The 11,386-nt window shown below is 43.6% G+C and carries 9 protein-coding genes; 4 read left to right on the top strand and 5 right to left on the bottom strand.

Annotation, left to right across the window (positions count from 1 at the left end):
• Positions 1-218 precede the first annotated feature (218 nt).
• A complete protein-coding gene (locus tag OPS25_RS04700) occupies positions 219-1,109 on the bottom strand; it encodes a WYL domain-containing protein (protein WP_265616489.1) in 891 nt (296 codons plus the stop codon).
• A gap of 414 nt (positions 1,110-1,523) precedes the next feature.
• On the opposite strand from OPS25_RS04700, the gene OPS25_RS04695 reads away from it, so the two are divergent.
• Positions 1,524-2,348 (top strand): flagellin N-terminal helical domain-containing protein, encoded by an 825-nt coding sequence (locus tag OPS25_RS04695; RefSeq protein WP_265616294.1) that lies wholly within the window; start codon positions 1,524-1,526, stop codon positions 2,346-2,348.
• Between the two features lie 210 nt (positions 2,349-2,558).
• Here the strand turns inward: OPS25_RS04695 and OPS25_RS04690 are convergent, their stop codons facing one another.
• Together OPS25_RS04690 and ffh are read right to left on the bottom strand one after the other, a co-directional pair.
• Positions 2,559-3,401 carry a hypothetical protein gene (locus OPS25_RS04690; protein WP_265616488.1) on the bottom strand — a complete coding sequence of 281 codons (843 nt, stop codon included), beginning with the start codon at positions 3,399-3,401 and terminating at the stop codon, positions 2,559-2,561.
• A 73-nt stretch (positions 3,402-3,474) separates the two neighbouring features.
• The gene (gene ffh, locus OPS25_RS04685; protein ID WP_265616487.1) at positions 3,475-4,854 is read right to left on the bottom strand and encodes a signal recognition particle protein; all 1,380 of its coding nucleotides are present in this window, start codon (positions 4,852-4,854) and stop codon (positions 3,475-3,477) included.
• Positions 4,855-5,103: 249 nt separating this feature from the next.
• Between ffh and OPS25_RS04680 the strand changes: the two genes are divergently transcribed.
• Both OPS25_RS04680 and OPS25_RS04675 read left to right on the top strand, forming a co-directional pair.
• The gene (locus tag OPS25_RS04680; protein ID WP_265616486.1) at positions 5,104-5,895 is read left to right on the top strand and encodes a cytochrome C assembly family protein; all 792 of its coding nucleotides are present in this window, start codon (positions 5,104-5,106) and stop codon (positions 5,893-5,895) included.
• An 84-nt stretch (positions 5,896-5,979) separates the two neighbouring features.
• Positions 5,980-7,269 (top strand): HlyC/CorC family transporter, encoded by a 1,290-nt coding sequence (locus OPS25_RS04675; protein WP_265616485.1) that lies wholly within the window; start codon positions 5,980-5,982, stop codon positions 7,267-7,269.
• A 4-nt stretch (positions 7,270-7,273) separates the two neighbouring features.
• Here OPS25_RS04675 and OPS25_RS04670 read toward each other — a convergent pair whose 3' ends face one another.
• Positions 7,274-7,453 carry a hypothetical protein gene (locus OPS25_RS04670; protein WP_265616484.1) on the bottom strand — a complete coding sequence of 60 codons (180 nt, stop codon included), beginning with the start codon at positions 7,451-7,453 and terminating at the stop codon, positions 7,274-7,276.
• Positions 7,454-7,801: 348 nt separating this feature from the next.
• Positions 7,802-8,323 (bottom strand): phosphohistidine phosphatase SixA, encoded by a 522-nt coding sequence (gene sixA, locus OPS25_RS04665; protein WP_265616483.1) that lies wholly within the window; start codon positions 8,321-8,323, stop codon positions 7,802-7,804.
• A gap of 168 nt (positions 8,324-8,491) precedes the next feature.
• On the opposite strand from sixA, the gene OPS25_RS04660 reads away from it, so the two are divergent.
• Complete coding sequence (locus OPS25_RS04660) at positions 8,492-11,251, top strand: insulinase family protein (protein WP_265616482.1); 2,760 nt, start codon at positions 8,492-8,494, stop codon at positions 11,249-11,251.
• Positions 11,252-11,386: the final 135 nt, after the last annotated feature.

Raw genomic sequence — 11,386 nt, 5'->3', positions numbered from 1 at the left:
TTCCAAATTCGCAATGTGTGAAGCGCGAAATTTAAGTGAACTGAAAAAGCAAAATACTATTAAGAAAAGTTGCGCTTCTGGCAGTGCGTTCTCTGCTATTTAATAACCATCACGCTTTGCCGATGAACTCAATTTTATTTTTTGGAAGCGCAGTTTAGTATGAATTGATGCGTTTGCACAGGTTCAAATAGTGATATTAAAGGGCAGCTCTAATGAAGTTAACTGCCGCCATCTACAACGCCTGGCGCAAGATGTGCATTTTCAATCTGTTGTAGCACATCAAGATTTGCTAATGCGAGTTGACACCCCTGTCCGCGTATTCGATATTTTGCTGAACAGTCCACTTGCCAGTAGCGTAGCAAGTACGCGGCCAGTGCTGCGCGAATGGTCACTACCTTTTTACCGTTTTGCATAGCGTAATCCATATAAATTGCTTCTGGCCGCGCAATTTCAGGATGCGGAGCGAGTTCCAAACTGACCAGTTGTTGCCATCCTGAATCGCTGATAACCGATTCTCTTTCCATAATATCGCGTTTGGCAGGTTGAATTGATTTGAAGCGAGTGCAAACAAAGTCTCTGAAGGTACCGTGTTCACAGTCAAACGCCCGTACGTGCCAGCGATGACCATTATTAACGATGGCATGGGGCACCATAGTGCGTGATTTTGCACCTGAAGCCACACTGACATAATTAACGTCAATTGGGTATCGATTGATGATGGCCCGCATTAACTGGCCAATTATTGCCGAGTCAGGATGAATGAGTTGCATCGCATGTAAACATTGTTCGCTTGCCCTAAATTGTGAACTTAAGCCATTTCCAAAGCCACGACTCAGGCTGGTTAAAATGACATCAGGATCATGGGGAAAAAGCGGTTTGAAGGCCTCACATCGCAAATAGCGTTTGGATGGGTGGTTCAAGATCAAGTTTTCGGGAGCAAGTTCACGATACAACGTAAAATCGCGTGTGCATGCCGCGAGCCCAGTAGCAAACTGACTAATTAAATCTTGTCGACTTATCGCGCCAAAATATTGCAAGCTAAAATCAATAAACGCTAAACGTTCTCGTTGTGAGTGGCTTAATTCCTGTAATTTATCATGTGTGGTCATGGCATCTTTGTCCCATTTAATTCCTCAGTCATTGTGGTGTCATCATATTGATGATGTCAATTAACTTCGAAAATTGTCGTGTTCAGTTAAATTCGGACAAGTGTATTGGCCCACCACGACAAATTCGCCGGAAAGCCGTCATAAAAGCGACATTTTTTTGACACGCCTACTCTTCCTTGCGTGAATTGATGTGCGTTTCAAAGGGATTTTGCCTACAAACAAGCACTTAATGGGCGTTCTTAATTTAAACCAGTTTTTTTACACTTTTTTCTCAAGGAATTTTTTCCTTCGACGATACAGTATCTGAGCAAGGCAGGGTGACAGAAACACGACAAACAGTGTGCTTACCCTCTTACTTTTTACTTTAAAAGTTTTATCCCAGTAGTACTGGTTGTTAAGTTTAGGAGAGAGTCCATGAGTATGTTTGTTAACACTAACGTTTCAGCATTAAACGCCCAACGTCAAATGTTCGATACCAACAATGCGTTAAACACGTCATTTGAGCGTTTGTCATCAGGTTTCCGCATCAACAGCGCTGCTGACGATGCAGCAGGTCTGCAAATTTCTGACCGTATGACGACCCAGGTACAAGGTCTGAACATGGCCGTGCGTAATGCCAACGACGCGATTTCATTGTCACAAACGGCCGAAGGTGCGTTAGACGAAACCACCAATACATTACAGCGTATCCGTCAGCTTGCGATTCAGTCGCAAAATGGTATTAACTCCGATGCTGACCGTGGCGCACTGCAAAAAGAAGTGGCAGCTTTAAAGACAGAAATGTCACGAATTGCGTCTGATACGCAGTTCAACGGCGTAAACATCTTAAATGGCAGCTATTCAGCTGACTTTCAGGTGGGCGCAAATAGCGGCCAGACCATCAAGGTAGAGCTAACGCAAACGGGTGGTTTTGGTGCCTCTGGCTTAAACGTTGGCGGTTTGGATATCAGTACTTCAGCCGGTGCGGCTGCCGCATTGACCTCTATTGATGCAGCGATTTCTACCATTGGTGGCGCGCGTGCCGACTTAGGTGCTTTGCAGAACCGTTTCCAGTCCACCATTCGTAACTTGAGCAACGTTGCTGAAAATATCTCAGCGGCCCGTTCACGAATCAAAGATACCGATTTTGCATCGGAAACGGCAGAACTGACCCGTAACCAGATTTTACAGCAAGCCAGTACCACGATTTTGTCACAGGCGAAACAGCGTCCACAGGCAGCCCTGTCCCTGTTAGGTTAATAACTGACAGATAACAAGAACATTAAATAAATATATGTGGGAGCGTGCCAGGAACTAGTGAGCCTGGCGTATCGGAAACTCCCACTCCTTTTTGCTCATTCTCTCCTAACACTGAGCAGTTGCCGGACCTTCCAGTCCGGCTTTTTACATTTTAAGGGGCGTCAGTACAGCACGCACATATTGCGGATTGATGTAAGGCTGATATTTAAACTATCGTACTTGCCAGAATTGCTGAATAGCCAAGTAGTCAGGATGATTAACCACATCTTTCAATGCAGCGTTAATTTTTTTAACCGCTTCCTTTCCCCACGCATTTTTAGTACAACCAATCGCACCAGGTATCGCTCTATTTCCATACTCTTGAGTTGGAATAAATACAAGTTCGTTCTTCCCCTGAGTAAGGGAGAAATATCTTAGCGCTGTAGGATACTCAAGGGTATAGCCCAACCGTCCTAATGAAATTTGGCGCAAGATGCGCGTTGCTGCATCACCTCCGGTAACAGGAAAAAAATGCCTGGACGTGGCCACACTTTCAACAATTTCCTGTAAGGGCGTTGGATATTTGCGCGCTACGGGTTTGCCAAAAAAATATTGGTCATCTTTAATTAATGAACGCAATGCGACTCTGCCTTTTTTAAGCATCCCCGCCGCTTTGAACGCATTTCTATTTTTACGCGTGGTGATCACACCCAAAGGAGGATGTACTACTGTGAGATCGCTATAATAGTACCATGGACTGACATCGCGCTTTATTAGGCACGGGAAGCATATATTAGCATTTTTTTCTATTTCCCTTCGTATCCGCGTATGTGGCATCACCACCGTAGAATGTTGAACTTGCGTGAGCGTTCGGGTGAGTTGATCGACCAAAACGTCACACATGCCAAGACGGTAAAAAGAACCAGAAAGTATATGAAAGGGGGGCGCAGGGCTGACAGCCCACTGAATGGAAAAAGGCGGCGCTTCTAACTCTTCGGCAACAATGTTTAGTGAGGGTAGGAGACATAGAAATAACAGAAATTTAACCAGCTTAACTTTGCTAATTTCAGTCACCCTGCCCTCGAAAAAAAAGCCTACATTTTACCTAAGTCTAATCAAGAGACAGCGGAACCGCAAAATAATAAAATTACCTTGGTGGGAACATCCCCCCTCCCATACCTCCGGGAGGCATCATCCCTTTCATCTGCCGCATCATCTTTTTCATGCCGCCGCCTGACATTTTCTTCATCATCTTCTGCATTTGCATAAACTGTTTGAGCAACCGATTGACATCCTGGATTTGGGTACCAGAACCCGCTGCAATCCGACGTTTACGCGATCCCTTGATCATATCGGGACGAGCTCGTTCAGCGGGAGTCATAGAATTGATAATAGCTTCCATTTGATTGAATTGCTTATCACCCGCCTGCTCTTTAATTTTATCTCCCATCGCACCCATGCCCGGCAGCTTGTCCATTAAGCCCATCATGCCGCCCATATTTTTCATTTGCTCTAATTGCTCTTTAAAATCTTGCAAGTCGAAGCCTTTTCCTTTCTGAACTTTTTTCGCTAATTTCTGCGCTTTTTCCTTATCAACTTTACGTTCAACTTCTTCGATTAGGCTTAATACGTCTCCCATACCCAAAATGCGCGAAGCAATACGCTCAGGATGAAAAGGCTCCAGTGCATCGACTTTCTCCCCCATACCAATAAATTTTATTGGCTTACCGGTTATTTTTCGCACAGAAAGGGCGGCACCACCACGAGCGTCACCGTCAGCCTTGGTCAAAATTACACCGGTCAGAGGCAATGCATCATTAAATGCTTTGGCAGTATTAGCTGCATCCTGACCCGTCATCGCATCGACGACGAATAATGTTTCAATGGGCTTTACGGAGGCATGAAGTGCTTTAATTTCATCCATCATGTCGGTATCGACATGCAAACGTCCTGCTGTATCCACCAGCAGTACGTCATAAAATTGCTTACGTGCAGCAGCAATGGCACCTTCTACGATGTCGACTGGCTTTTGTTCAGTGGTAGAAGGATGGAAAGCTACCCCCACTTCATCAGCCAGGGTTTCCAATTGTTTAATGGCCGCGGGACGATAGATGTCGGCGCTCACCACCATGACTTTTTTCTTTTCTCTTTCAGTAAGATATTTTGCTAACTTACCGACACTGGTGGTTTTACCTGCCCCTTGCAAACCAGCCATGAGGACTACTGCCGGCGGCTGGGTGGCGAGATTGAGCTTTTCGTTTGCCGCGCCCATGACCGCTTCAAGTTCAGACTGAACAATTTTAATGAAGACTTGTCCAGGTTTAAGGCTCTTAGTAACTTCTGTACCTACTGCCCTTTCTTTTACCTGGCCGACAAACTCTTTTACCACGGGTAACGCCACATCGGCTTCAAGCAGCGCCATGCGTACTTCGCGTAGCGTATCTTTAATATTATCTTCGGTAAGGCGCCCTCGGCCACTGACATTGCGTAGCGTTTGACCGAGACGTTCTGATAGATTCTCAAACATAAATCAATATATCTTTTGCTGGTTTGTTGCGCATTATACCGATATTTAACTCAGAATCTCACCCTGAACTGAAATCTTCATAATTGCGAGGCAATGGAGCTAAATTTATCGATCCTGTTGGTGGGCATAGATGAGGGCACATCCCCCTACTATCAAGGTTGTAATTTGTGATAACTTACAGTAACAATATGTCCTGCTGGGTAAGATCTCCAAAAGTCGGAGCATAAAAAACAGCAACAAAGGAGTGACATGACCACACTATTTGCGCTTATCAGTATTGCCTTGTATTTAATGGCGATGTTTGTACTGGTGGGAAGACTTTTTCATAAAAATGGCCCCAATAAAACATTTGCCCTTAGTTTAGCGGCACTGGGAAGTCTCACACATCTTCTGTACCTTGCTGAAGCGATAATGGGCGTACCCGGACAGAATATGAGTATCACCAACGTATTGTCGCTGGTTGCATGGCTTATTACAGTCTCGATGTTAATTAGTATTACGGTACTTCCGAATGTCATGTTATTACCCGGGGTGCTCGGGTTCGCAGCACTGAGTGTGGCTGCGGTGTTATTCATTCCTGCCGAACATATTATGCATATAGAATTACAGCCTGGGCTGCTGGTACATATTTCGCTTTCTCTATTCGCCTACGGCACCTTGGTCATTGCCTTCCTATACGCATTACAAATGTCCTATATCACTCATCGGCTCAAACAAAAAGAGGCCACGTTTATTCATTCTTCCATGCCGCCATTGATGTTAGTTGAAGGCATTTTGTTCAAATTACTTTTGGTAGGAACATGCCTATTAATTGTCGCACAAATTACCGGGTTTATTTTTCTTGAAAATATGTTTAGTAAATTATATGCGCACAAAACAGTCCTATCTCTTGCGGCGACGGCGATTTATATCCTCTTATTAGTGGGTCAGAAAATTTGGGGCTGGCGCGGAAAGCAGGTCATTGGCCTTACTGTACTCGGACTTGCTCTATTGTCTCTGGCGTATTTCGGCAGTCGGCTGGTCAGAGAAATATTACTCTAAAAATAAAATAACTAAAATTTTCCCTTGAAAGCCTTGCACCGAATAACTACAGTTGAATGTCCATTAGGTAAAGGAACCCATTAGTTGGACGCTATATCAACAGGCACCCTCTTTATAATATTGGCAGTGCTACTTTTATTCTCTGCTTTTTTTTCCAGTTCAGAAACAGGCATGATGTCGATAAACCGTTATCGACTCAAGCACTTACAAGGTGAAGGTAACCTTTCAGCGCAACGTGTTCAAAAATTACTCGACCGCCCTGACAGGTTAATTGGGCTTATATTAATTGGCAATAATTTGGTTAATATAGCCGCCTCCTCCGTTGCGACCATTATTGGGATTCGACTTTTTGGTGATGTGGGCATCGCGATCGCCACCTTTGGTCTTACACTAGTGGTGCTCGTGTTTGCAGAAGTTACCCCGAAAACGCTTGCAGCTTTGTATCCTGAAAAAATTGCTTTTCCTGCTTCAATGTTACTTCTTCCGCTTTTAACGCTTCTTTACCCGGTGGTGTACTGTGTGAATGGCATCACCAACGGCATACTCGCCCTGTTGAGAATTAGCCCGTTGGGTAATAGTGATGATTCGTTAAGCCGGGAAGAATTGCGAACGGTGGTGTATGAAGCAGGCACCCTGATCCCTAAAAAACACCAGGATATGCTCGTAAGTATTCTGGACTTGGAGAGCGTGACTGCCGAAGATATCATGGTTCCAAGGGCAGAAATATTTGCCATTGATATCAATGACGACTGGAACAAAATTCAAAAATTGCTAACCGGTTCCCAACATACCCGAATTTTGCTTTATCGCGATAGCGTAGATGATGCTGTAGGCTTTGTGCATGTGAGGGATGCTTTACGTTTGTTGTCGAAGGATCAGTTTACCAAATCCAGTTTGCTGCGCGCGGTGAAGGAAATTTATTACACTCCTGAGTCAACACCACTGCACACACTAATGTTCAAATTTCAGACAGAAAAAGAACGTATCGCACTAGTGGTAGACGAGTATGGCGACATCATGGGATTGGTTACAATGGAAGACATTCTGGAAGAGATTGTAGGTGATTTCACCACCAGTATGGTTCCGGATCACAGTAAAGAGGCACATATCCAGCAAGATGGGAGTGTCCTCGTTGATGGTAGCGTCAACATTCGTGATTTAAACAAGGAAATGGACTGGCAGCTTCCAACTGAAGGTCCCAAAACATTAAATGGATTAATACTGGAATATCTCGAAGAAATCCCTGAGAACAGGGTGAGCTTACGTCTCGCTGGGTATCCGATCGAAATAGTGGATATTAGCGAAAACAAAATTAAGACGGTGAGGATAATCCCAGAGTACTATCTTCCCGCTTCTCATAACTCATCAGAATAGTCATTTATTTATTTTTCGCAGAGCGTTGCGCTAACGCGCGCGCTTTTGTCTCTGCAACTTTACTGGATAGTTTATTGAGTTTATCCATTATATTACGCAACTCTTGGTCATCCTGCAGATCAGCTTCAGCCAGATGACTCTGCAAGGTGCTGCGAAGTAAATCAGGTAATGATCGGGTTGCCATAATGTGTTACTACTCTTAAATACGAAACAACATCGTCAATATACTCAGCTCATTTAGGCGGTATTAGCCTGACAATTAAGTCACTCCCCAATCGAAATTAGAGCGTTTTCCTTTTTGCTCTTACCAGCCGCACTAATTGCACGCGTTTTTACACCGATAAATCTTTACCCCATGGCTTTGCCTTCAGGGATAAAGCAGTGTGTTTTGTCCACTCACTTCATTCTATATGAGTATTCTTACTGCCTGTATCGGATATTTTTTAAACTTCTTAAGAGAAACTTAAAAAAAACTCACTAACGTCACGTTTCGACCTGATTTAGATTAGATTTCAGACGTTTGCCTATAGATTTAAATAGCAAAGCTTTGGTAATGGACTTCCAGTATGCCGCAGCGTTTCTCTAACGAATACCTGACCACTGCAATGGACGCAGTGGCAAATAAACTTGCAGTATGAGCACAGCATAAGCTGTCCACCAAATAACTGACTAATGGCATGTGGCTTACTACAAGAACCGACTTTAATGGAGAACTGGTATTTTGGCTGTCGCGCAATCGCACATCCAAAAAATCATGTGTAAGATCTGCATCACCCTCTGGAACGATATCGTGACAGATCTCCATCGTGGTGGGGCGGATATCTAATGAGAGCATATCGTATGTTTGGCGTGCGCGACGGTACGGACTGACTAACGCTAAGTCTACTTTACCATCGACAGTATACTTTTGTTTCAACCACTTAGCCGCATCCATGGCTTGTGTTCGGCCCTGAGGCGTAAGCTGGCGGGATTTATCATCGATGCGAAGTGATTCAGCTTCGCCATGACGCATGACAAATATTAAAATGTCGTCGTTGCTACTTTGACCTGACATAAGATTATGAATATGATGATAGTTCCTGCTAACGATAGCAGACAGGATTATCATCGCATAGCGTTATCGTTAAATTCATTTCATTTTCGAATACGCTATACACGGATGGGGAGAGTTGTTGCGTACTTCCCAAAGAAATGCAGTTTTTTTATTTGATAAGAGAGCATTTTGACAACACCTCCAGACCAAGATAGATACCACTGTTTCACCCTCCATAATGGGTTGAAGGTGATGGTATACCACCAACCAGAACAGGCTGCCAGTTACATATCCATGGCGATTCGTGGGGGACATTTTTACGACCCCGAAAATTGTCAGGGCTTATCGCATCTGTTAGAGCACATGTTATTCATGGGGAGTGTACATCTCCCCAACCCAAACCAAATTAATGAATACATCGAAAATAATGGCGGGCATATGAACGCCTGGACTGGCACTGAATATGCGAACTTTCATTTCAATTGCCGCAGCGAAGCCTTACCTTCTGTTCTACCCGCTTTTGCGGATATGCTATGTTCACCATTGTTAGCATCTTCGTCTATTGAGACGGAAATCAATACGATAGAATCAGAGTTTCAATTCAAGAAAAAAGATGACTTACGCCGTCTTTATCAGATTCATAAAGAAACCTGTAACCCAGCCCACCCGTTTAGTAAATTTTCAGTAGGTAATGCGGATATTTACAATCAATTTGAAACCGCAGAACTTAAGGAAAAGTTGAGACAGTTTCATCAACGTCATTATTGCGGGAGCAATATGGCGCTGTGTATTGTTTCTCCGGTACCGTCGAATGCGCTTAAAGATCTTGTTACGCAAGCGTTTTCCACATTAAAAGCAGGCGAACCTGTACCAACAGATTGGCCTGCGCTTTACACGGAAGACCAGACAGGCGTGCAAATTAATATCGTGCCCTTGCAAGCCGCTACAAGAATGATTGTGACGTTCGCTTTACCGGGTTTACATAATGAGTACGAAACCAAACCACTGGATTACCTCAGTCATTTATTGGGAGATGAAGGTGAAGGCAGCTTGTTGGCGGTTTTAAAATGTAAGAATTGGGTTATCAGCTTAATCGCTGGAAGCGGAATTGAGGGTGATCATTTCAAGGATTTTAATATCAGTTTTCAGTTAACTCCCTCGGGGCTGGAAAATCGCGACGCCATTATCGCTCATTTATTTGCATATTTAGATTTAATTAAAAAATCTTTACATCATTCATGGCGTTATGACGAGAAAGCAAAACTTAATAAATTAGCCAATGAGTTCGATGATAATCCCAAATTATTAAATGCGGCATGTGATTATGCGCAGGCACTATTATTTTTCCCATTCGAAGCTATACCGCAGTTAAAAATCCTGGCTGATAAATTTGCCCCGAAAAAAGTTGAACATGCTTTGTCATTTTTTCGGGTAGATAATATGCGGGTAAAAGTTATCGACCAAAAACTCGATACAAATAGAACGTGTAATTACTATAATGCGAAGTACAGCGTATCTAAAATATCAGCAGACACCCAACGTCTTTACCAAGAGGAAAAAGGAACCGAGGCATTATCGCTTCCCTCACCTAACCCTTACCTGGGTGACAATTATTCACTTATCAAACTGGAAAGTGAGTTTCTTAAGCCAACTCTCATCACAGCAGAACCGAGCAAAAAAATCTGGTTTGCTCAGGATGAACAGTTTGCCACCCCAAAGGGTGATATTTTTATTTCATTTGACGTTCCAGGCTTTACTGAAAGTGTAGAAAGGGTAGCGGCTAAACGAGTATGGTTAGCAGCAATTACTGACCATCTGCAGGCAAAGTATTATCGTGCTGAAATTGCGGGACTCCACTACAGGGTATACGGTCATCAGGCGGGATTTAGCGTAAACACCCGCGGATTTTCGCAAAATCAAATGAAGTTATGCGAACAGATTTTAGCGACAACATTTAATTTCACCCCCTCGGAAGAATCATTTTTAAGGCTGCAGCACAGCCAGCTTCAATCACTTCACAATTCGTTGATGAACAAACCGACCAACCGTCTTTTTTCGCGGTTAAGTGTACTCATTCAAAAGCACACGTACGCTCCGCTAACTCTGTTCGAAGCGATTCAAAATATTTCCTTCGATAAGATGATACAGTTAAAAGATGCGGCAATGTCTTCGTATCACTTAGAGGGGCTCCTATTCGGCAATTGGGAAAGTGAAGAGGCGAAAGGGTTTGCCCAATCCTTAGACAGCCAGTTTTCTAAGGCCAGCGCACTGCCAATACCCCGAGCTGTAACGCAGCTACCCACAGGTGAATCCCACTACCATAAAGTCGTTTGCGAACACGATGATGCAGCCGTGGTATTGTATTTTCAGGCGCCCAGTGATGGGTTAATTGATACGGCTATGTGCATGATCCTTGAACAAATGCTAGCCGCTCCATTTTTCAACGTATTACGCTCCGAAAAGCAATTGGGTTATGTCGTGGGGACAGGGTATGTGCCCCATAACCAACATCCCGGTTTTGCCTTCTATATTCAAAGTCCAGGCTTCGCTCCTGCGCATTTATTGTCGGAGATACGTGAATTTTTAAAACGTCAGTTTGATGAGATTGATTTTTATCGTACTTACTGGCCTATAATTCAGAAAAACTTATTAAAACAACTGAATGAAAAAGATCTTTCACAGTCGATGAAGGCTCAACGATTATGGCTTGCACTGGGAACAGGTGATCGAACGTTTTCACACAACACACGATTAGCCCAAAAAATTCATTCACTAACGTTTGATGATATTAAACACTATGCTGATGAAGCGGCTAATCGGCAAAAGTTCGGTGAACTGGTGTTATACGCGCCAGGCAAATTTCAGGGGTTGGAGGACGACCTACCTCATATTAAAGATATCGCCGAATTTAAACAAAAAACACGCTATTTTGACAAAGGCAGTCAGTGAACCCCTACCAACTGTTCAACTATTGACCAACCTGGTTTATGGAGGTAAAAAATCCTTGTAGAGCACCCTATATTTGGGCATATTGGTACGCAAGGTTGGAGGGATGCAACCGCTAGCAAACTGAAATTATAAAAA

Source organism: Alteromonas aquimaris, assembly GCF_026183695.1.
GTDB classification, from domain to species: domain Bacteria; phylum Pseudomonadota; class Gammaproteobacteria; order Enterobacterales; family Alteromonadaceae; genus Alteromonas; species Alteromonas aquimaris.
The sequence above is the reverse complement of the archived record's forward strand: the minus strand, read 5'-3'. Positions and strand labels throughout refer to the sequence as shown.